This is a genomic window from Bartonella sp. bp_1, assembly GCF_055808085.1.
Window position 1 is genome coordinate 1,933,762 of the sequence record NZ_CM147851.1, and the last position, 22,180, is coordinate 1,955,941.

Genomic DNA, 22,180 nt, shown 5'->3' on the forward strand with positions numbered 1-22,180 from the left:
TCTTACTCCGCAGCATATACAAAAGATGTCTTGCCACTTTTACGGCGTGCAGCACGATAATCGAGATCACGGCTGATCAAACGTTCAATGCCTGCCGAGACATCAGCCAAAATCTGGCGATATCCACCAATCGACCGGGCGAATACATTATAAATTACGACCGCAGGAATAGCAGCCACCAGACCAATAGCCGTTGCCAACAAAGCCTCGGCAATGCCCGGTGCAACAACAGCCAGATTGGTTGTCTGCTGCTGTGCAATATTAATAAATGAATTCATAATACCCCAGACTGTACCGAACAGGCCGACAAAAGGACCGATAGAACCAACTGTTGCCAGAACACCAGTACCACGTGTCATACGACGTCCGGCACCAAGCTGAATACGTGAAAGCACCGAATTAACACGTTCTTTCACACCTTCTGCGCCAACCGCGTCAACCGCATCCAAAGACGCTTGAAGCTCATTATGAGCAGCACTGACCATATGGCCACAAACATCATGTTCGCCACCTGCTGCTGCAACAAGCTGATCCAGCGACTGGACCTCATAGGTTTTCTTCATCGCCCGAGTGGCTTTGTGTTTAGCGCCCATTAATTCAAGCGACTTGGCAACCCAGATCGTCCATGTCGCAATAGATGCAAGAATAAGGCCAATCATCACGGTTTTCACAACCCAATGGGCCTGTTTATACATACCCCACGGGGTCAAATCATGTGATGGCAAAGCCGGAGCTGACCGCTCGGACGTCGTCAAGGTTGGGACGTTATTTTGTAAAACCTGCACATTCTGTCCCCCTGCAGATTCAGGCACAGCAACTGAAGACAAAGCAGAATCAGCCGTTATTGCGGGGCTATTTAATGGTGATGCTGTCTGTAAACCGCCTTCCGGCGATTGCGCAAAAGCGCTTGTTGATACCAAAACAACAGCTGCAATCAAAGCCGCCAAACGGAACTTCTTCGCCATAATAAAAGCCTCTTTTCAAAACTTGTCATTAATTGTCCAGTTTTGAAATACTTTTAATCAAGAATAACATGATAAATCAAGTCATGTATTAAATCAGACGACGATTCTTTTTCATATTCCGTTATAATGGCAGTCAAATATAGGGGCTAACGAATAATAATAGCGCGAAAATCATTGACATTGGTACCCGTTGGTCCGGGGGCGAAAAGACTATCAACCGCATTGAAAGCTACCCATGCATTATTTTCCTGCAAGGCTTTTGCCCCATCCACACCGGCCGCTTTCATGTCAGCAATCGTTTCACCGTTACAAAAAGCACCGGCATTATCCTGTGACCCGTCAATACCATCTGTATCGGCTGCCATTGCCTCGATACCGCCTGTGCCAATAATATCAAGCGCAAAAGACAAGAGAAATTCACTATTGCGTCCCCCTTTTCCTTTTGGGTTCTTTATTGTCACCGTTGTTTCACCACCAGAAAGCAGGATAACCGGCTTTGCAAACGGTTCGTTATTATCCTGAATATACTTAGCCATAGCCGCATGCATATGGGCAATCTCGCGTGCCTCTCCCTCAATAGCATCAGACAGAATGACCGCCCGATAACCGGCAACCTGCGCTTGTGCCTGCGCCGCCTTCAATGAAATAGCACTTGACGCAATAACATGCACTTCATTGCGCGCAAAAACCATATCATCAGGCAAGGGCGCCACACTTGCATCACTCTTGATATGCGCCATGACATGGGGGGCAAGCTTGATATCATAATGGTGAATGAAACGCAGCGCATCCTGCCTATCTGCCCTGTCGGGTACAGTCGGCCCCGATGAAACAAGAGCGGGATTGTCACCAGGAATATCAGAAACAATAAACGAAATAACCTTGGCAGGATAAGCCTGTTTGGCCAAACGGCCACCTTTGATCTGCGATATATGTTTGCGGATAGCGTTCATGGCACCAATTGGTGCGCCGCTTTTCAATAAAGCCTCGTTAAGCGCTACTTCATCAGCAAGTGTCAGCCCATCGGCCGGCAATGGCAATAAGGCTGAACCACCACCACAAATCAGCGCTACAACAAGATCATCCTCGCTCAGACCTTCCACGGTCTGCATCAGCCTTTGTGCCGCATGAAAACCGTTTTCATCAGGCACCGGATGGGCCGATTCAAGAACCTCAATTGTCCGACAAGGCGCCTTATATCCATATCGTGTTACCACAACACCCGACAATGGCCCATAGCCATTCTCGTCCCACAAACGTTCAAAAGCCGCCGCCATCTGTGCGGCTCCTTTACCGGCACCGACAACAACCGTACGGCCTTTAGGTTTTGCCGGAAAAATACGTTTTAATGCTTCATAAGGATCAGCTGCCTCAACGGCCACATTGAAAAGATGGGTCAATAATTCCTGGCTCATGAAATCCTTATCTCCTCATTTACGTAAAGATTATGCACCAAACTGTATTTTTGCAAAAACCACCCTATATAAAGTAAGGCATGAGACGCCAGTTATTTTTTCCCATATGCATGAAAGGAATATAAAAATGGCAAAAGAAACATCCAACCAGGCTGAACAGGATCTACAAAACCAGATCGAACAATTACGTAAAGAACTGAAAGATATTGCATCAACCCTCAGCACGATCGGTTCACAAAAAATAAACAAAGCCAAAACAACGGCCGAAAATCTATTGTCCAGCGCCAAGGAAAATGGGGAAGAGACTTTGGACGAAGCAAAAGAAAAAATCCAAAACATTGAACAGCAACTATGCACATGCGTGCGTAAGCGCCCTGCTGCCAGTCTAGCAGTCGCTGCAGGCATCGGTTTTGTGCTGGCTCTGGTTTTGCGTAAATAAAATGCTGCGATTATTTTTACCGCTTCTCAGCAATTTTGCAGCTGGCAATATCAAATTGACCATACGGCGCACACGCAATCATATTTTTTGTTGGCTGATTGTAGCATTCGCCCTGTTAATGGCCTTGATATTTTTATGTCTCATCACCTTCTTATGGCTGATAAGCATCACAACGCCAATCATAGCGGCTTCCATTATTTTCAGCTTCTGGATTAGCCTTGCCATCATCGCATTGATTATCGGGCAATTAATCACCGCACGGAAACAGCGCGAATACGAAAAGCAAAAAAAATCAGAACAGCAAAATATTCTGGCTGCAACCGCTATTGCAGCTCTACCGTTATTGACCAATAAAAAGGCGCTTGTTGCCATCGGACTGCCGCTCGCAGGCCTGGCCATTTCATTGCTCATGAAAAAGGAGGGCGACGAGGCAGAATAAAAATCTATCCTTTTATAAAGCTATAATGGCGGGGATAAAACCAAATCTCCGCCTTTTATATAAAGAAACAGACACGACAGACTTATGAACTGAACGAACGCAAGGTTGCATTAGCCGAATGGGCATCCGGCCCATAATCAGTTTCACCATCAACGCCGAGTATTTCCTGCAATCGCATCCGTGCACGACTGACGCGGCTTTTAATTGTACCAGTCGCACAGCCACAGATGTCAGCCGCATCTTCATAGGAAAATCCTGAAGCACCAATCAGGATAATGGCTTCACGCTGGTCATCAGGCAATTGATCAAGCGCTTTCTTGAAATCCTGTAGATCAAGTGTGCCATATTGCGAAGGATGTACAGCCATATTATCGGTAAACAACCCATCCGAATCCTGAACTTCACGCCCCTTTTTACGCATCTGGCTATAAAATTCATTACGCAGAATTGTAAAAAGCCAAGCCTTCATATTTGTTCCCAGCTCGAAACTATCCTGCTTTGCCCAAGCTTTCATAATCGTATCCTGTACCAGATCATCAGCCTTATCCTGACGTCGGATCAATGAAATGGCAAAAGCGCGTAATGCCGGAAGGGTCGATAACATTTCACGTTTGAATTTTGTTACCGCCTCAGTCATGACTTGATGTCCTTTTCATCAGTATCAGCAGCTTCAAAGGCCTGTTCGGCAGCATCGAGCTTTTCCAACAGATCCAAAAAACGTTCGGGTACAGTCTCTTCTTGAACAGCCGTATAAAAAGCACGCAGCCGCGTTGCGATTTCACTATTTGTTCCTAAAATATCTTCATCATTCATAGAGAACTCTTCGCAATTCTCATCCATGCCATGCTGTGCATCTTTTTTTTCGATCATAATTTGCCCCATAATACCGATTTTAGATTATATTAGCCATATAAGAACATAATAACACGCTTCGCAAAAAAAAGTTCCATTGTTTAATGGAACTTTTTCAATCTATATGCGTTATAGATAGAAATCACGCTTCAGGGGCAGAAGGAGTATTATCAATGCCACTTTCCACGCGCATAGCACCACATCTTCCTTATCTTAGACGTTTCTCACGCGCTGTCACAGGCTCACAGACATCTGGTGACGCCTACGTTGCCGCTATGTTGGAAGCACTTATTGCCGACATCAATATATTTCCAAAAACTTCAAGCGACCGTATCAGCGTCTATCGCTTATTTTGCCAGCTTTTTGACCAGACGGCCCCCTCTATTGCCGATCCATTTCCTGCTTTCGGCATTGAAGAAAAAGCACAAGCCAAGCTTTCCTATCTTACACCACGCGCACGGCAGGCTTTTTTACTGATTGCCGTTGAAGATTTTAATGAAAATGAAGCCATGGAAATTATGGGGCTTGATAATAGCGACTTTAAAAAACTAATTACGGAAGCCGCCAAGGATATTTCCGAACAGGTCGCCACACGTATTCTGATTATTGAAGACGAGCCACTTATTGCGATGGATATTGAACAGCTGGTCGAAAGCCTCGGCCATCAGGTTGTCGGTATTGCCCGTACGCGTGATGAAGCCGTTGAAATGTATAAACGCGAAAAACCCGGCATGGTACTGGCTGATATCCAGCTTGCCGATAATTCATCAGGCATAGATGCTGTCAATGATATTTTGAAAGATGATAATATTCCGGTTATCTTCATTACGGCCTTTCCTGAACGCCTGTTAACAGGACAAAGACCTGAACCGACTTTCCTGGTGACCAAGCCGTTTAATCCTGAAATGGTCAAGGCGCTCATCTCACAAGCCTTGTTTTTTCAGGAAAACGCAACGGCTGCCTGATGAAAGCCTTTTCGAGCATAAAGCCACCTGTTGATGGCAATCACCTCGGCGCTTTGATGCAAGCAATCTCAAGCGCCGAGATATTCGTATTGTATCAAACACCGGATCTCATCTATCGCTGGGCAGAAAACCTGCCTTGTATACTTTCCGATAAATGGCATCATGGCTGCCGCGACAGCGATATGCTCGACATTGAACAAGCAGACAGTCTTGAAACAATAAAGCTGCATGTCCTCACATCAGGCAAAGCCCAAATTATAGAAATGCGATTTGAACAATCCGGACAGCCGTTATGGTATCGCTTTTCCATTGATTGTCATCGCAATGACAATAATGAAATTATCGGCATCATTACAACCGGCATTGATATCTCGGAATTGCGGCGTCGCGAACAGGTCTTGAAAATATTATTACGTGAAGTTTCTCACCGTTCAAAAAACCTGCTGGCAATTATCCAGAGTATTGCAAACCAGACTGCTCGGTATAGCGATTCTATCGGTTCTTTTTTGCGCAAGTTCCAAGGCCGCATCCAGTCACTTTCCTTCAGTCAGGATCTTGTTACAGATTCCGACTGGAGAGGTGCCGGTCTACACGAACTCATTCTTTCACAAGTCAGCAACTATCTTGGTGCAGATAAAACACGCCTAACCATATCAGGCGACGATCCCTATCTCTTTCCTGGGGCGGCATTGCATATCGGTCTTGCACTACACGAACTGATCATCAATTCCATCTCCTATGGCGCATTGTCCCAGCCCAAAGGGCGCATTGAAATTCTTATACAGACATCAGAAAACCGGCAAAACAATGAGCTTGTCTTTGAATGGCGCGAAATTTTTAACACAAAATTGCCAACCAGCGAGACAATGAAGTCATGTTTCGGCAGCGCAGTATTAGAAAAAATTGTCCCCACATCCATCAATGGGAAAAGTGAACTCCATCTTGATCACCATCAACTCGTCTACCGACTTTTCATTCCTGAAAACCAATTTGACATCCATTAACCCAACCTGAGTAAAGCTGTATTTTGTTTCATTTTGAAACATTCTTGCCCCCGGCAAGGAACCAATTTTGTTTTTAAGCATTCCTTAACCATAAGCGGCACGCATAGCGGCGCCAAAAAGGAACACATAAACAGATTGGTTTTTAAGATGAATGGTATTCTTGCTGTTATGTTACTTGTATCCTGCGCGGATAATTTTGACCAATGCAATGTTGCAGATGATCTTTTGACTGTCTATCCCAATGTCAGCGCCTGCGAAAAAGCTTTGATGCCATCTGTCCAAACCATCTCATCACAAGGCCAACAAGTTTTTGGTAAATGCGTTTCAACCCGTCAGGCAGACCTTGAGGAAGACCCCTCAATCTATTGGCATGTGAGCAATAATGGCGATTTTTATGTTGATATTGATGCCGACAGTAAACAACAGCCGAACCATTCCAATATAACCACAATTGCGATGAAACCGCTCAAAAAACCGGCTTCTTCCTGATAAAGGACTATTTTATCTTACGCTTGCGCCCATATATTTCAAGGCGGTGGTGCACAATATCATAGCCAAGTGAACGTGCAATTTCTTCTTGGAGTTTTTCAATAACATCCGAACGGAATTCGACAACCTTGCCGGTATCAATATCAATCAGATGGTCATGATGTTCTCCAACAGCATGTTCAAAACGCGATGGCCCTCCATCAAAAGCATGACGATGGATAGACCCGTTGGTCTCAAGTGCTTTCATTGTACGATAAACCGTCGACAATGATATTGACTTATCAACAGCACTGGCACGTTGAAATATCTCAAATGCATTTGGATGATCGTGCGTTGACCCGAGAATATCAAGAATAATCCGACGCTGGCGCGTAATGCGCAATCCCGCCTGTCGTAATTCAAGTTCATAATCCGGTTTATTCGTCATAGCATTATAAACCCCGTTTCCAACTCCCAATACAAGATTTTATCTTTTATCGACCAGACACACGGCATGCCGCCAAAACATCCAGCCGATGATCATAGACCTGCGTCGAGACATCCATCAATCCCAGTGCTGTATGGAAAAGATTATCATGTGAATACGCCTTGTCCCGCTCACGACGCACACAGTCCATATCGACATGGTTATCTGTAGCAAAGCCTTGAGATAACCACATGATAAAAGGAATATGTGTTTGCGTGTCCGGCGCAATAGCATAGGGCATAGCATGAAGATAAAGTCCGTCTTCACCTAAGGATTCACCGTGATCAGACATATAAATCATAGCCGTGTCCAGTGTTTCTTCACGACTTTTTAAAATAGAAATCACGCGATCCAGCAATTTATCGGTATAGACAATTGTATTATCATAGGAGTTCACGATCTGCTCGCGCGTACAATCAGAAAACTCCGATGTCAGACATTCCGGCTGGAAGGGTGCTTCATCACGCGGATAGCGCAAATAATAGGCAGGTCCATGACTGCCCAATGTATGCAACACCAGCACGGTATCACGATTCAGCCCGTCAATGCGTTTTGCCAATGTATCAACCAGAATAGCATCGCGACATTCACCGGCACTGGTGCAATAAACCGGATCATTATCATTCTGGAACTCTTCTATCGTAATACGGTCACCAACACCCTTACTGCCGGTATTATTTTCCCACCAATAAGTTTGTAAGCCGGTGTGATTGAAGATATCCATCAAGTTTTCAGAGTTTTTACCCTTATAACCGCTATATTTCTTACGTGGATAAACAGAAAACATACAAGGCACAGAAACGGATGTGTCCGTGCCGCAACTTGTTGTATTGGGAAAATAAAGAATATCACGTTTTGCAAGCAACGGATTGGTCTCTCGCTTATATCCCCCCAAAGAAAAAGATTGCGCACGCGCCGTTTCGCCCACAACAATAACAAGTAAGCGTTTCTTGCCATCGGCATGAGGGCCGAGATTTGTTTTCGCATCCCGGCCAACAAGTTCAAGTGCCCCCCTCTCACGCTCAAACATGTCACCAATATATTGCACTGTACTCTTGATTGGCGTCACCGGTATCAATTTTTCCATCATCACCGAACGCTCGTCTCGATACATGGCAACATAAGAAGAAAAGTCGGCATAGATCAGACCGAACCCGATAACAAAATATGACAAGACCGCAAATGTATTAAAAGCCACTTTCTTAAAGAATGATCGATGTTTCAACCGCACCCACACAATCATCAGACAAGGTACGATGCCATATAAAAAGATATGGGCAAGCATGGGCGATGTAATCAAATGGCTTGATTCCGTCGGAGTCGTCGCAAATGTACTTTCAATGACATGCCGGTCGATAATAACACCGAACTTGTCGGTATAATAAGATGACACTGCAGCAATCAGAATAAGAAAAATAGCCAGTGGCTTGATCACAAAACGCAGCGAAAAAATAGTCAACCCGCCTGCAAACAAGCAAAGCAATGCTATGGCCAAAATAGCAAGCTTCATCGGGTGGTCATGAAAATAACTAAAAGCCCGTAACCAAAAGGATGTATTCATCCAGAAAAGCAAATAGGCAGCCACTATAAAGCAGAAAAAGGCACTTGGCAGTACCGGACGATAAAACCGCATTGCATATCTCCGTATTATCAAGGCACTTTTAATCTAAAATAAAAGCGTTAAACCCTTTGATCAGAAATTATTTCCAGTACTCTAAATAATTATAAGCACTGAAAAACCTATACAAAAGACCCATGACAATGTTTGTATTTCTTACCTGACCCACAAGGACACGGTTCATTACGTCCAACTTTGCCCCAGCTCATCGGATCTTTGGGATCACGCTCTTCCGGCCGTACGACACGACTTTCCTGCTCGCGCGACAGCAACATCGTATCATTGCCTACATCCTCACCGTCAAAAGCAGGATGTTCAGCATGCATTTCAGGCAACTGCTGTATCTCTTGCTCCTGCGAGACAATCTCGAAACGCATCAGTTTCGAAATAACATCACGCCGCAGATTAGAAAGCATGGCCTGAAAAAGCTCAAAAGATTCCGTTTTATATTCATTGAGCGGATCACGCTGGGCATAACCGCGGAAACCGACGACAGAACGCAAATGATCAAGATTAACTAGATGCTCACGCCACAACGTATCGATGGTTTCCAATAACATGGCCTTTTCAAAATAGCGCATGATTTCATCGCCAAAACGCTCCGCCCGCTCACGAAAGCGCTGCTCGACCGCTTCATTCACACGGGTAAAAATTTCCTCTTCACCAATGCCATCTTCTTGAGCCCACTCTTCAATCGGTAGTTCCATATGGAACAGATTGATCAATTCTTCTTGCAGACCTTTCACATCCCATTGTTCATAATAAGTACCGGGCGGAATATGATTTTCAACCAGCGTTTCAATAACCTCGCCACGCATTTCATCAATGGTCTCGGATAAGTTTTCCGCATCCATAACTTCCATACGCTGTTCAAAAATAACCTTGCGCTGGTCATTCATAACATCATCATATTTAAGCAAGTTCTTGCGGATTTCGAAATTGCGCGCTTCAACCTTTTTCTGAGCTTTTTCAAGCGCCTTGTTAATCCATGGATGGGTAATAGCCTCATCTTCTTTCAGACCCAGCTTCTGCAACATGCCATCCATGCGGTTGGAACCGAAAATACGCATCAGATCATCCTGTAACGACAGGAAAAACTTCGAGCGGCCCGGATCACCCTGACGACCTGAGCGACCGCGCAACTGGTTATCAATACGGCGGCTTTCATGACGTTCAGTAGCTAAAACATAAAGACCGCCAGCGGCCAGTGCCTTTTCTTTCAAGACAGCAATATCAGCACGGATTGCCTCTATTTTTGCATCGCGCTCCGGCCCTTCAGGCACATCCGCCAATTCCTGTTTGACGCGCATTTCAAGATTACCACCCAACTGGATATCGGTACCGCGACCGGCCATATTGGTTGCAATAGTAATGGCACCAGGAACACCCGCCTGTGCCACAATAAAGGCTTCCTGTTCATGATAACGCGCATTCAAAACCTGAAAGTTTTTCACGCCGTCCTTACGTAGACGCTCGGCCAAATGTTCCGATTTTTCAATTGAAGTCGTTCCGACAAGAACCGGCTGGTTCTTTTCATGTGCTTCACGGATATCGCGAATAATGGCGCGGTATTTTTCTTCAACTGTCCGGTAAACCTCATCATCCTCATCGATACGCTGAACCGGCAGATTGGTCGGAACCTCGATCACATCAAGGCCATAAATATTACCAAACTCTTCCGCTTCAGTATTGGCTGTACCAGTCATACCGGCAAGCTTTTTATACATACGGAAATAATTCTGGAAGGTAATCGAAGCCAAGGTCTGATTTTCTGGCTGGATTGTCACATGTTCCTTGGCTTCCAACGCCTGATGTAGACCTTCTGAGTAGCGTCTTCCCGGCATCATACGTCCGGTAAACTCGTCAATAATAACAATCTCGTCATTGCGTACAATGTAATCTTTGTCGCGAGTAAAAAGCTTATGCGCCTTCAAGGCATTGTTGACATGATGAACAATAGCGACATTCTCGACATCATAAAGCCCTTCCCCCTTAAGATGACCGGCCTCGGCCAACATCTTTTCCATTTTTTCAGTGCCGACTTCAGTAAAGGTCGAGGTTTTCTGCTTTTCATCAATCTCATAATCTTCCGGCAGAAGCTTTGGAATAAATGTATCGATCAAATTATAAAATTCTGTACGGTCTTCCAAAGGACCGGAAATAATAAGCGGTGTACGCGCTTCATCAATCAGGATCGAATCGACCTCATCGACAATAGCGTAATGATGACCGCGCTGAACCATCTGCGTCTTGTCAAAAGTCATATTATCACGCAGATAATCAAAACCCAGCTCGTTATTTGTGCCATAAGTAATATCGCAAGCATAGGCCGCACGGCGCTGGTCATTATCCATATCATGGACAATGACACCAGTTGTCAGCCCCAAGAATCCATATATCGCACCCATGGTCTCGGCATCACGGCTAGCGAGATAATCATTAACCGTCACTACATGCACACCCTTGCCTTCGAGTGCATTGAGATAGACCGGCAAGGTCGCCATCAGGGTCTTGCCTTCACCTGTACGCATCTCAGCAATGCCGCGGTCATTCAATACCATGCCGCCAATCAGCTGCACATCAAACGGACGCATGCCATAAACACGCTTTGCCGCTTCCCGCACAGTAGCAAAAGCTTCAGGCAACAGCGAATCAACGGTAGCGCCATCGGCCAAACGTTTACGAAATTCCTCAGTCTTGGCTTTCAACGCTTCATCACTCAATGCGACAAATTGCGGCTCGAGTGCATTGATCTTTTCAACCAATGGGCGCAAGCCCTTCACACGGCGCTCATGCGCGGAACCAAAAAGCCTGCGGGCCAAACCACCTAAACTGACCATTACTGGTCCTTTCCCTAAAAACCAACAGCACAACTATGCGCCGCTTTACATCTTGACGGCAAATGAACCGCCTCATCAACATCGCTTTAACACTACCCGCCGGACCCACGCAACCATCACAACTGGATCAGCCAGTTTTCTCAACCAAAAACCGTTATCCGTCTATGGAAACACAGCTGAAAAACAACCGATATTGTTTCACAGATAGGAATGCAAAACCATGATGTCAACGCGCTTTTTACTCTTGGTTAAAGGGTACGGTGGTAAAACAGTTACTGATCGCCGATGCGCTTGTACGATAAAGTGATCAGCCAGTCGGTCTGAAAGTATGAAAAACAGGAAAACAGCAAAGTTTCGCCTTATTTTTCAGGTCAAACCGTTTCATTCCTTTCACGGAGATTAGTGTTTATGAAATTTGCAACCACCCTTCGCGCACTTGCAGCCGCAACAATTCTTTCAGGTTCGACAATCGCACTGGCACAGGCCCAGTCCCCGCTACCCAATCTCAATCCGGCAGCCGCGCCTGCGGCCATACCTGCTGATCCGGCGCATGTCGTCGCTGTTATTGACGGCAAAGACATTACCGTTGCACAGCTCGACGAATTGGCCGATACAATTGATCCCAACCTTGCCCGTATGCCGGATGAACAGCGCCGTCTAACTACATTGCGCATTTATGTCGATATGATTGCTCTTTCCCATGCGGCCGTCGATAAGGGACTCGACAAGGGACCGGAATTTGAAAAACGTATGGACATTGCACGTTCCAATGTTCTTCAGCAGCTTTATTTCCAAAAAGAAATCATGGACAAGGTCAGCGATAGCGAGCTCAAGGCGCGCTATGACAAAGAAATTGCCAACCTGCCTAAAGAAGAAGAAGTCCATGCACGTCATATCCTTGTCAAAACCAAGGAAGAGGCAGAAAAGATCATTGCCGAACTGGACAAAGGCGGCAAGTTTGAAGAACTTGCTAAAAAATCCTCACAAGATGGCTCGGCCTCGGTCGGTGGCGATCTAGGATATTTCAGCCATGGACAGATGGTCGAACCCTTTGAAAAAGCTGCTTTTGCATTAAAGCCCGGCGAATATACAAAAACACCGGTCGAAACGCCCTTTGGCTGGCATGTGATCAAGCTTGAAGATCGTCGTCCCAAACAGCCACCGGCACTTGACGATGTAAAAGATGCCATAAAAGCCATGATCGTGCGTGAGCGCTACCAGCAGGAAATTGGTGATTTGCGTGCCAAGCTCAACCCTAAATATCCTGATGAGGCTGTTGCCAAGGCCATGGCCAAACCGGATGATGAAGATGCACCTGCTGGTGAAGGCGAAGAAGACAACGAATAAGCACTCTTTCGCAAAACAAAAAACAATGATACCGAATGTCATATGACATTCGGTATTTTTATATCTGTCACATGATCTGAAGGAGAAGATGATGGGCGCAACCGTTTCCCCCCTGGCCCCTAAAGAAAAAATCAAAATGCCTGTAATTAATGGTGTCAAAATGGCAACTGCACAAGCAGGTATAAAATATAAGAACCGTACCGATCTTCTTTTTATGATTTTTGACAAACCAGCTGACGTTGCCGGTGTTTTCACCCGTTCACGATGCCCTTCTGCACCGGTCGATCATTGTCGCGCATCACTACAGCATGGCCGTGCACGCGGTGTCGTTGTCAATTCAGGCAATGCCAATGCCTTTACCGGCAAAAAAGGCAGACAAGCAACCGAAATAACCGCTGATGCAGCTGCCAAGGCGCTGCAATGCAGCAGCAATGAAATCTATCTAGCCTCAACAGGCGTCATTGGCGAACCGCTTGATGCAGGAAAATTTTCCAATCTGCTGCAGGAACTGCCGGACAAAGCTACCGGTGATCAATGGCTTGAAGCCGCACAAGCCATCATGACAACTGATACCTTCGCAAAAGTAGCAACACGTAGTCTTGATATAGACGGCAAACACGTCACCATAAACGGCATCGCCAAAGGCGCCGGCATGATTGCGCCCGATATGGCAACCATGCTGTCTTTTGTTGTTACCGATGCCAATATCGCATCCAATGTCCTACAAGACCTTTTACGTCAGGGCGTCAACCAAAGTTTCAACAGCATTACAGTTGATAGCGATACATCAACCTCCGATACGCTGCTATTATTTGCAACAGGAAAGGCAGAAAACCAGCGCATCGAAAATATAAATTCCACGCATATCACTTCCTTCAAAGCTGTCCTTGACGATCTTCTTCTTGATCTTGCCGTTCAGGTTGCCTGCGATGGTGAAGGCGCCAGAAAATTGATCGAAGTCAATGTAACAGGCGCTGTTTCAGATCAGTCTGCCAAAAAAATTGCGTTTTCCATTGCCAATTCACCACTGGTTAAAACAGCTGCAGCCGGTGAAGATGCCAATTGGGGGCGTGTGGTCATGGCCGTTGGTAAAGCCGGCGAAGAAGCCGACCGTGACAGGTTGAGCATATGGTTTGGTGATTTTCGTCTTGCCGTCGATGGCGAACGCGACCCCGATTACAGCGAGGAAGCCGCATCCAACTATATGAAAAATGATAAAATCCGCATCCGCGCCGATATAGGCCTTGGCCATGGTACAGCACGCGTTTGGACCTGTGATCTGACAAAAGAATATGTGGCAATCAATGGCGATTACCGTAGCTGATCCGCACGCACTTGGCATGGTTCGCCAGCTTGAAGCCTTAATGGCAAGGGCTTGGCCGGCAGAACATATCGATTATGATGGCACCTATGCAATCCGTCGCACCCATGGGCATCCATCAAGGCGCCTGAATTCTGTTGTGCCGCTTGATCCTGCTGATGATGCAGATTTTGCCACACGCCTGCAGCGTCTTTGTATCGAAGGCAACCTTGCGCTTAAAACAACGCCTTTGGCCCCTCCTGCGCTTATGGCATGGTTACAAAAAATGCGCTGGAACCGAGTGCTGAACGTTCATAACATGGTATTGGACCTTCAAAAAGCATCCATAAAAGCAGCGACATACAACGGCCCTCACGCCATGGTCATGTGTGATATCGACAATTATGTACAAGCATCGGCTCTCAACCATATTCATGACAATCAGGTTGCCGCAGCCTTACGTGGTGTTATAGAACGTATCAAAAGCGAAACAATTCCCTTGATCTATCGTGATGACGGTCTAGACATTGCCAATCTTCTAATCGTAAGGGATGGAAGCTTTGCCGGTATTCTCGATTTTGCCATTTTGCCGCAACGCCGCGGACAAAAGATCGGATCACATATTATGGATACACTGTTGATCATGATGCAGGAAATAGGCGTTGAAAAAATGTGGCTGCAAGTCAGCGATGATAATACACCCGCAATCAGGCTTTATTCAAAATATGGTTTCCAAACTCTTTACGATTATCAGATATGGGAGAAGCCATGACTGGAACCAATCATAAACTGCTTCTCGTCGTTGCCTGTGCATTGATCGATACCGATAACCGCATATTGCTGGCTCAAAGGCCGGAAGGCAAATCACTTGCCGGTTTATGGGAATTCCCCGGCGGTAAGGTCGATGCCGGAGAAATACCCGAAAAAGCCTTGATACGCGAGCTTGATGAAGAGCTTGGAATCACAACGAAAATTGACTGTCTTGCACCCTTGACCTTTGCTAGTCATACTTATGAGAGCTTCCACCTATTAATGCCGCTCTATATTTGCCGCCGCTTTGAAGGCATCCCCCAATCACGTGAAGGGCAGGCCCTCAAATGGGTACACCCCCAACATCTTAATAACTATCCAATGCCTGATGCAGATATTCCCCTTATACCGCATTTACGTGATTTGTTAACCATTTAGCATACCCGTTTAATCACTTTTTAATATCTCATTTGCTAAGCTCCCCTAAAGAAAAACGTGGAGTTTTTGTGATGCGTAACCACGAATTTATAGATTTTCATGGATTGGACACTCCAAGAGGGGCCGGTCCGGGTTTTTTGCGTATTGTTCTCCTGTTCGGTTCCATTGCCGTTGCTTTAGGTCTTATATTAGTTCCCATTCTGGCTGAACAAGCCGATCGGCAACTGACACAGAACCTCTTTGATAATCAGCCCGACTACACCATGACTGGCTCTATTCATCGTGACAACAGCTTGAAAACAACACCATCTGCCAACTTACCCACACTCGGCAACTTGCCCATTAACAACCACAGCGCATTTGCCCCGAACTAAACGGTACAAATTTATACAAACGGATGTAATTTTTATATAAAGGTCGTATAGGGCAATGTTTTTCTAACGATGCCCACCACACGCGAAACCGTTCTTTTGCTTCTTTTGCTTCCTACCTGTATAAAAGAATGGGAGCCCTTCATTCATCCAGATTAGGCAAAAGAAATGACCCTATATTTTATCATCAACCTTGTTGTGCTTGCTGCATTGCTCATTTTACTGGCACGCACCCGCTCGCTAAACTGGTCACTTTCTCGGCGGGTTCTGGTCGGTCTTATTATCGGCGTTGTTTTCGGCGCCGCCCTACAGGCCATATACGGCTTCAAAAACGATGTGCTAAGCCGTTCCATCGAATGGTTCAACATCATCGGCAATGGTTATGTATTGCTCTTGCAAATGGTTGTTATGCCTTTGGTTTTTGCTTCCATTCTTTCAGCTGTTGCCCGTTTACACTCGGCTTCCTCTTTGGGAAAAATCAGTTCCCTTACCATCGGCACTCTGCTTTTTACCACAGCTATTTCTGCTTTTATCGGCATAATGATGGTCAATACTTTCGGCCTGACATCGCAAGGGCTTGTGCAAGGCGCGGCCGAAACCGCCCGTCTAAGCGCCATTGAAACCAATTATATCGGCAAGATTGCTGAATTAAGCGTTCCCCAACTCATTTTATCTTTCATTCCTAAAAATCCGTTTGCCGAACTCACCGGCATCCATCCGACATCGATTATCAGCGTCGTCATTTTTGCTGTTTTTCTAGGTCTTGCCGCAATCCGCCTCAAAAAGGATGATGAAGAAAAAGGCAATGCCGTTCTTTTTGCGATTGATACATTGCAAAGCTGGGTGATGAAACTCGTACGCCTTGTAATTGCATTGACCCCTTATGGCGTTCTCGTCTTGATGACCAAAATGACCGCAACCTCCAATATAGAAGATGTATTGAAACTTTTAACCTTTATTGTCGCTTCATATCTGGCAATGGCTATCATGTTCGGCATTCATGCTGTGTTGGTTTCACTGTGCGGGATCAACCCTTTGCGGTTTTTTCGCAAGATATTGCCTGTCCTCACCTTTGCTTTTACCAGTCGTTCTAGCGCAGCCAGCATTCCATTGTCCATTGAAGCGCAGACACAACGATTAGGCGTCCCACAAGCAATAGCCAGTTTTGCAGCCTCTTTCGGGGCAACTATCGGCCAGAATGGTTGTGCAGGCATCTATCCGTCCATGCTGGCGACCATGATTGCACCGACCATGGGCATCAATCCGCTTGATCCTGCCTGGATTGCTACGCTTGTCGGTATTGTTACATTAAGCTCTATCGGCGTTGCCGGCGTCGGCGGCGGCGCAACTTTCGCCGCCCTCATCGTCCTGCCAGCCATGGGCATGCCTGTTACACTAGTTGCCTTGCTGATTTCAATCGAACCGCTCATCGATATGGGCCGCACCGCCCTGAACGTCAATGGTGCCATTACGGCTGGCACTGTCACAAGCCGGATATTGCATGAGACCGACAAGGTTATTCTTAACAATGACGAGGAAACACAATTACACTCGACATAAAATTAGCTTTTATCATTCAATATCGTCGCCAGCGAAACAGTTGCGCTGCCACGTTTGGCAGGCTTTTGTTGGCTTTCATGCGGTGCCCAACCCGACATCCAAATGAATGAGAATGTCGCGCGGATACGGCCATCAAGATCGCTGAACCGCTCGGCATAAATTTCTCCTGCACGCATAAAAAAGCGCTTGGAAACAGGACGACGCGAACGGTTTAAAAGTGCATTCTGCGCACCAAAAGCACGTAAATCACGCATCAAGGCAAAAATATTATCATACCGAACAGTCACGTTTTCAACATCGGTCACAGGCAGGGCAAAGCCCGCACGCTGCAACAAGGAGCCAACATCGCGAACCTCGGCAAAAGGAAAAATACGTGGACTGACCCCACCATAAATTTCACTTTCTGCCGCCAACAAACTTTCGCGCAATTCATACAATGTTCCCGCGCCCGCCATCACACCAAGAAACAGACCATCCGGTTTTAGTGCATTTCTGATCTGGATTAAAACACCGGGTACATCATTGACCATATGCAATGATAAAAGCGAAACAATAAGATCGGAATTCTGCGGCATAAGATCAATATTTTCACGTGTTCTGACTTGTCCATTTTGTTCGCGCAAATAGGCCTTATCAGTCTCGATCCGTTCGGTCGCACCGACTTTTCCCGATTGTCGCAATATATCGACTGCCAGCCCTGTATGGCCATGCAAATCAATAGCTTTTTCAAATTGACGCTCGACAGTTGCAAGCCGCTCACCGAGGTCTTCAGCGACACGGGCAAGCAAAAAATCGTTACCCGCCACATATTGCTGGTAGGCCCGGCAGCGAAAACGCTCAATCAGCGCATGATCGAAAATTGACGAATGATCCATAGCCTTTTTTGTTCCTTTTTATCACCAAGGTCAATTGTTCTTAAACATATATTCCGGCATGATGCATTATGACTAATAAATTGCCAATCACTTCATGGCCTCAAAGCCTGAAGCGGTTCTTAACCGATATATTATTGCCACCAACATGTTCAGGGTGCGGTGTCGCAGTTTCAAGCCACGGTGTTCTATGTACCGACTGCTGGACATCCCTTGATTTCATTACGCCACCACTTTGCCCAATAATGGGCATACCATTGTGCTATGATGCAGGAGAGGGCTTTATAAGCGGCGAAGCCTTCAATACACCACCGCCATTCCGGCGGGCGCGCTCGGTGCTTATCCATGACGGGCTAGCCCGTAAACTGGTCACGCGTCTTAAATATGGCGAACGAACAGACCTTGCTGCAACCATGGCAAACTTGATGATTACAGCCGGTCGTGAGCTGATCGACGAGGCTGATATTATTATTCCGGTCCCGCTGCATCATTGGCGTTTTTTCAAGCGTCGCTACAACCAATCGGCAGAACTTGCCCGCCACATTGCCCATAAAACACAAAAATCTTTTCATGCCGGTCTTTTACAACGCCGTAAAAGAACCCGACAACAGACAAGGCTTAATGCCCGCGAACGTGAAGATAATGTACGAGCGGCCTTTCATGTCGAAAAACACAACCGACCCCATATCGAAGGACAGCACATCCTGCTCATCGATGATGTCTATACAACAGGCGCCACCGTCAAATCGGCCAGTCGTGCACTCCTGCGCGCCAAAGCACAAACCGTTGATATATTAACTTTTTCACGCGTATGGCAAAAGCCATAAACAGCCTACTACAGCAAGATGCTTGAGCTTGGTTATCAAGATGATTATATAAAACAAAACGGAGAATAATCATGGCCATTACCATCTATACCAAACCGGGTTGCCCCTTCTGTACGCGCGCAATGCAGCTTCTAGCCCAAAAAGGCGTTGATTTTGATGAAATTGACGCTAGCGGTGATCGCCGTTCTGAAATGGTTGAGCGCGCCCACGGTCACAATACATTTCCGCAAATTTTTATCAATGAACATCATGTCGGCGGCTGTGATGACCTTTTTGCGCTGGATGCAGCCGGAAAACTTGATCCATTACTGGCGGAGGCAGGATGATCCATTTTTCGCTGGCATGCGATCAGGCTCACGAATTTGATGGCTGGTTCCGTCATAATGAGGATTTTGAAAAACAGGTTACGCAACACCTTGTTTCCTGTCCGGTTTGCGGCTCGACAAAAATAGAAAAAACACTCATGACACCGGCTGTTTCGACCTCGCGTAAAAAAGAGCGGGTCGGTATGGGTCTGAATGACGAGCAGCGCCAAGCATTGGAAAAATTACGCAAACTCGCGCAGGAAGTACGCGAAAAAGCCGATTATGTCGGTGAAAATTTTGCCGAAGAAGCCCGTAAGATCCACTATGGTGAAAAAGACCCTCATGCCATCTATGGCGAAGCCAATGTCGAGGAAGTCAGCTCGTTACTAGATGAAGGTATTGCCGTCATGCCGCTACCTTCCCTACCGGAAGACAAGAACTAGATTTAAAACAGTTGATATAAAATCAGAGTCGTCGGGCCAGCAACATATAATTGATATCCATATCTTTTGACCGGTTCCAGCTATCTGTCAACGGATTATAGGTAATGCCGGTTTCATCAATCAATGTTAGACGGCTTTTCTCAAGGTGGGTCTTAATCTCGGCAGGGGTAAGAAACTTATTATAATCATGTGTACCTTTCGGCAGCCACCGCAATACATATTCAGCACCAACAATCGCCAGCGCCCAAGCCTTGAGCGTCCGGTTGAGCGTAGCAACAAACATCAATCCCTGCGGCTTGACCATCTGGGCGCTTGTTGCCATGAAAAGATCGACATCGGCAACATGTTCAACCACTTCCATGTTCAAGACAACATCAAATTTTTCACCTGCCTTTGCAAGCTCTTCCGATGTAGTGGCGCGATAATCGATCGTCAGACCACTTTGTTCGGCATGGATCTTCGCCACTTCGATATTGGTTGCAGATGCATCGGCCCCGACAACTTCAGCTCCCAAACGGGCCATCGGCTCACACAACAAACCGCCACCACAACCAATATCAAGCAATCGCAATCCTTTTAATGGCTGATTAGCAAGCGGATCACGATCAAACGCTAAGCAAATCTTTTCTTTAATATATGACAAGCGTGCCGGATTGAATTTATGTAATGGACGGAATTTCCCGGATGGATTCCACCATTCTGCGGCAATGGCTGAAAAATGTGCGACTTGCGTCTCATCAATGGTTGTACGGGCGACTTCGGCCATAGCGCTCTCCTTCAACAAAGGATTACCAAACACATCATTGGCCAATCCCTATTTTCTTGCGCGAATATATTAGCCATTTTAACAATATTTCAAAATAGCTGTCACATTTTATCAACTCGACCTGATTGGCACAAAAGTCAAGAGCCAAACCGAAGGATTCAAGCGACGCGAACAGCTTCATAATCAAAGTGATTTACAAATATAGGCACCTATACACCTTGCTAAATCCATCGTTTTTGGCTATGCAGCCTGAGTATTTTTATCGACATCAATCAATTGCCACCTTAAAAATGGTTTTCTTCAAAGAGGCAAAAAGAAAAAATGGCCCGCATTGTCATGAAATTCGGCGGAACATCGGTTGCCAATATCGAACGCATCCGCAACGTGGCACGCCACGTCAAGCGTGAAGTTGATGCCGGCAATGAAGTCGCTGTTGTTGTTTCAGCCATGTCCGGCAAAACAAACGAACTTGTCGGCTGGACACGTGAAGCTTCGCCTATGCATGATGCACGTGAATATGATGTCGTTGTCGCCTCGGGTGAACAGGTTACTGCCGGCCTCTTGGCCATTACATTGCAAGCCATGGGTGTTCATGCCCGTTCATGGTTGGGCTGGCAGATTCCGATCCGCACAGACAATGCCCACGGAGCTGCGCGCATTACCGATATTGACGGCTCTTTTCTGATTCAACGTTTCAAAGAAGGCCAAGTCGCCGTCATTGCCGGTTTTCAGGGGCTGGCGCCTGACAATCGCATTTCGACGCTAGGCCGCGGCGGTTCCGACACCAGTGCCGTTGCCATCGCAGCAGCAGTTCAAGCTGATCGTTGCGACATCTATACCGATGTTGACGGCGTCTATACAACCGATCCACGTGTTGAACCAAAAGCCCGGCGTCTGCCAAAAGTAGCCTTTGAAGAAATGTTGGAAATGGCCTCATTAGGGGCTAAGGTATTGCAAGTTCGCTCGGTCGAGCTTGCCATGGTGCATAAGGTGCGTACATTTGTACGCTCTTCTTTTGAAGATCCGGACGCTCCGGGTATGGGTGATCCGATTAACCCGCCCGGCACGTTGATTTGTGATGAGGATGAAATCGTGGAACAGCAGGTAGTAACCGGCATCGCTTTTGCCAAAGACGAAGCCCAGATATCATTACGCCGTCTGGCTGACAGACCCGGCATTTCAGCCGCTATTTTCGGTCCTCTTGCCGACGAACACATCAATGTCGATATGATCGTGCAAAATGTTTCCGAAGACGGCTCAAAAACCGATATGACTTTTACCGTCCCGTCGACAGATGTCGATAAGGCCGTGCGTATTATTGAAAAACAATGCGAAGAAATTGGTTATGATGTTATCCAGTCCGATTCCGATCTGGCAAAAATTTCGGTTATCGGTATCGGTATGCGTTCTCATGCGGGTGTTGCGGCAACGGCATTCAAAGCATTGGCCGAAAAAGGAATCAATATTCGCGCCATCACCACATCGGAAATTAAAATTTCAATCTTGATTGATGCCGCCTATACCGAACTGGCTGTGCGCACATTGCATAGCATTTACGGCCTAGATAAAGATTGATAACTACATTTCGGTCAGACCAGATCAAACCAATAAATAATATAGGGTTTGGTATTGATCCGAATCGTGGTTACTATCATGCTTCGAAAATATGGGCGCTCAAATGGTCCCTTATGTTTTGCAAGATTAACGGA

At 46.3% G+C, this 22,180-nt stretch carries 24 protein-coding genes; 15 read left to right on the top strand and 9 right to left on the bottom strand.

From position 1 onward, the window contains the following. Positions 1–2 precede the first annotated feature (2 nt). Together exbB and ACYZ97_RS09640 are read right to left on the bottom strand one after the other, a co-directional pair. Positions 3–965: a tonB-system energizer ExbB gene (gene exbB / locus ACYZ97_RS09635; protein WP_473298426.1), complete on the bottom strand. Its 963-nt coding sequence runs from the start codon at positions 963–965 to the stop codon at positions 3–5. Between the two features lie 146 nt (positions 966–1,111). Beyond that, complete coding sequence (locus ACYZ97_RS09640; protein ID WP_473298428.1) at positions 1,112–2,380, bottom strand: glycerate kinase type-2 family protein; 1,269 nt, start codon at positions 2,378–2,380, stop codon at positions 1,112–1,114. Positions 2,381–2,507: 127 nt separating this feature from the next. On the opposite strand from ACYZ97_RS09640, the gene ACYZ97_RS09645 reads away from it, so the two are divergent. Together ACYZ97_RS09645 and ACYZ97_RS09650 are read left to right on the top strand one after the other, a co-directional pair. Further along, on the top strand, positions 2,508–2,819 hold the full coding sequence (locus tag ACYZ97_RS09645) for an ElaB/YgaM/YqjD family protein (RefSeq protein WP_473298430.1): 312 nt from the start codon (positions 2,508–2,510) through the stop codon (positions 2,817–2,819). 1 nt (position 2,820) lies between these two features. Beyond that, positions 2,821–3,258 (top strand): phage holin family protein, encoded by a 438-nt coding sequence (locus ACYZ97_RS09650; RefSeq protein WP_473298432.1) that lies wholly within the window; start codon positions 2,821–2,823, stop codon positions 3,256–3,258. Positions 3,259–3,340: 82 nt separating this feature from the next. Here the strand turns inward: ACYZ97_RS09650 and ACYZ97_RS09655 are convergent, their stop codons facing one another. Further along, complete coding sequence (locus ACYZ97_RS09655; protein WP_473298434.1) at positions 3,341–3,895, bottom strand: RNA polymerase sigma factor; 555 nt, start codon at positions 3,893–3,895, stop codon at positions 3,341–3,343. Next, positions 3,892–4,098 carry a NepR family anti-sigma factor gene (locus ACYZ97_RS09660; protein WP_473300676.1) on the bottom strand — a complete coding sequence of 69 codons (207 nt, stop codon included), beginning with the start codon at positions 4,096–4,098 and terminating at the stop codon, positions 3,892–3,894. The genes ACYZ97_RS09655 and ACYZ97_RS09660 overlap by 4 nt, the downstream gene beginning before the upstream one ends. A 185-nt stretch (positions 4,099–4,283) precedes the next feature. Here ACYZ97_RS09660 and ACYZ97_RS09665 point away from each other — a divergent pair, with 185 nt between their 5' ends. The 3 genes from ACYZ97_RS09665 (at position 4,284) to ACYZ97_RS09675 (ending at position 6,568) form a co-directional block, all read left to right on the top strand. Next, on the top strand, positions 4,284–5,075 hold the full coding sequence (locus ACYZ97_RS09665; RefSeq protein WP_473298435.1) for a response regulator: 792 nt from the start codon (positions 4,284–4,286) through the stop codon (positions 5,073–5,075). Next, positions 5,075–6,079, top strand: a complete 1,005-nt coding sequence (locus ACYZ97_RS09670; RefSeq protein WP_473298437.1) for a sensor histidine kinase — start codon at positions 5,075–5,077, stop codon at positions 6,077–6,079. Before ACYZ97_RS09665 ends, ACYZ97_RS09670 begins: the two co-directional genes overlap by 1 nt. Before the next feature lie 147 nt (positions 6,080–6,226). Next, positions 6,227–6,568 (top strand): hypothetical protein, encoded by a 342-nt coding sequence (locus ACYZ97_RS09675; protein ID WP_473298439.1) that lies wholly within the window; start codon positions 6,227–6,229, stop codon positions 6,566–6,568. Between the two features lie 7 nt (positions 6,569–6,575). Here the strand turns inward: ACYZ97_RS09675 and ACYZ97_RS09680 are convergent, their stop codons facing one another. The 3 genes from ACYZ97_RS09680 to secA form a co-directional block, all read right to left on the bottom strand. Continuing rightward, positions 6,576–6,995: a Fur family transcriptional regulator gene (locus ACYZ97_RS09680; protein ID WP_473298441.1), complete on the bottom strand. Its 420-nt coding sequence runs from the start codon at positions 6,993–6,995 to the stop codon at positions 6,576–6,578. A gap of 46 nt (positions 6,996–7,041) precedes the next feature. Next, positions 7,042–8,667, bottom strand: coding sequence for a phosphoethanolamine transferase (locus tag ACYZ97_RS09685; protein WP_473298443.1), 1,626 nt, complete (start codon positions 8,665–8,667; stop codon positions 7,042–7,044). 107 nt (positions 8,668–8,774) lie between these two features. Next, positions 8,775–11,492: a preprotein translocase subunit SecA gene (gene secA, locus ACYZ97_RS09690; RefSeq protein ID WP_473298444.1), complete on the bottom strand. Its 2,718-nt coding sequence runs from the start codon at positions 11,490–11,492 to the stop codon at positions 8,775–8,777. Between the two features lie 408 nt (positions 11,493–11,900). On the opposite strand from secA, the gene ACYZ97_RS09695 reads away from it, so the two are divergent. From ACYZ97_RS09695 to ACYZ97_RS09720, 6 genes are all read left to right on the top strand, one after another. Continuing rightward, positions 11,901–12,839, top strand: coding sequence for a peptidylprolyl isomerase (locus ACYZ97_RS09695; protein ID WP_473298446.1), 939 nt, complete (start codon positions 11,901–11,903; stop codon positions 12,837–12,839). Positions 12,840–12,930: 91 nt separating this feature from the next. Beyond that, the gene (argJ, locus tag ACYZ97_RS09700) at positions 12,931–14,163 is read left to right on the top strand and encodes a bifunctional glutamate N-acetyltransferase/amino-acid acetyltransferase ArgJ (RefSeq protein ID WP_473300677.1); all 1,233 of its coding nucleotides are present in this window, start codon (positions 12,931–12,933) and stop codon (positions 14,161–14,163) included. Then, a complete protein-coding gene (locus tag ACYZ97_RS09705; RefSeq protein ID WP_473298448.1) occupies positions 14,144–14,911 on the top strand; it encodes a GNAT family N-acetyltransferase in 768 nt (255 codons plus the stop codon). The genes argJ and ACYZ97_RS09705 overlap by 20 nt, the downstream gene beginning before the upstream one ends. After that, positions 14,908–15,327, top strand: coding sequence for a (deoxy)nucleoside triphosphate pyrophosphohydrolase (locus ACYZ97_RS09710; protein WP_473298450.1), 420 nt, complete (start codon positions 14,908–14,910; stop codon positions 15,325–15,327). The genes ACYZ97_RS09705 and ACYZ97_RS09710 overlap by 4 nt, the downstream gene beginning before the upstream one ends. Before the next feature lie 71 nt (positions 15,328–15,398). Continuing rightward, entirely contained in the window at positions 15,399–15,701 is a 303-nt protein-coding gene (locus ACYZ97_RS09715) for a hypothetical protein (protein ID WP_473298451.1), read from the top strand. Positions 15,702–15,866: 165 nt separating this feature from the next. After that, positions 15,867–17,258: an L-cystine transporter gene (locus tag ACYZ97_RS09720; RefSeq protein ID WP_473298453.1), complete on the top strand. Its 1,392-nt coding sequence runs from the start codon at positions 15,867–15,869 to the stop codon at positions 17,256–17,258. A 2-nt stretch (positions 17,259–17,260) separates the two neighbouring features. Here ACYZ97_RS09720 and ACYZ97_RS09725 read toward each other — a convergent pair whose 3' ends face one another. Then, positions 17,261–18,133, bottom strand: coding sequence for a methyltransferase domain-containing protein (locus tag ACYZ97_RS09725; RefSeq protein WP_473298454.1), 873 nt, complete (start codon positions 18,131–18,133; stop codon positions 17,261–17,263). A 68-nt stretch (positions 18,134–18,201) separates the two neighbouring features. Between ACYZ97_RS09725 and ACYZ97_RS09730 the strand changes: the two genes are divergently transcribed. From ACYZ97_RS09730 to ACYZ97_RS09740, 3 genes are all read left to right on the top strand, one after another. Further along, on the top strand, positions 18,202–18,957 hold the full coding sequence (locus tag ACYZ97_RS09730; protein WP_473298456.1) for a ComF family protein: 756 nt from the start codon (positions 18,202–18,204) through the stop codon (positions 18,955–18,957). A 71-nt stretch (positions 18,958–19,028) separates the two neighbouring features. Next, entirely contained in the window at positions 19,029–19,283 is a 255-nt protein-coding gene (grxC, locus tag ACYZ97_RS09735; protein ID WP_473298458.1) for a glutaredoxin 3, read from the top strand. Continuing rightward, positions 19,280–19,705 (top strand): DUF1178 family protein, encoded by a 426-nt coding sequence (locus ACYZ97_RS09740; protein ID WP_473298460.1) that lies wholly within the window; start codon positions 19,280–19,282, stop codon positions 19,703–19,705. The genes grxC and ACYZ97_RS09740 overlap by 4 nt, the downstream gene beginning before the upstream one ends. A 22-nt stretch (positions 19,706–19,727) precedes the next feature. Here the strand turns inward: ACYZ97_RS09740 and ubiG are convergent, their stop codons facing one another. Further along, positions 19,728–20,471: a bifunctional 2-polyprenyl-6-hydroxyphenol methylase/3-demethylubiquinol 3-O-methyltransferase UbiG gene (gene ubiG, locus ACYZ97_RS09745; protein WP_473298462.1), complete on the bottom strand. Its 744-nt coding sequence runs from the start codon at positions 20,469–20,471 to the stop codon at positions 19,728–19,730. A 321-nt stretch (positions 20,472–20,792) separates the two neighbouring features. Here ubiG and ACYZ97_RS09750 point away from each other — a divergent pair, with 321 nt between their 5' ends. Further along, positions 20,793–22,046, top strand: a complete 1,254-nt coding sequence (locus tag ACYZ97_RS09750) for an aspartate kinase (protein WP_473298463.1) — start codon at positions 20,793–20,795, stop codon at positions 22,044–22,046. The last annotated feature ends 134 nt before the right edge of the window (positions 22,047–22,180 follow it).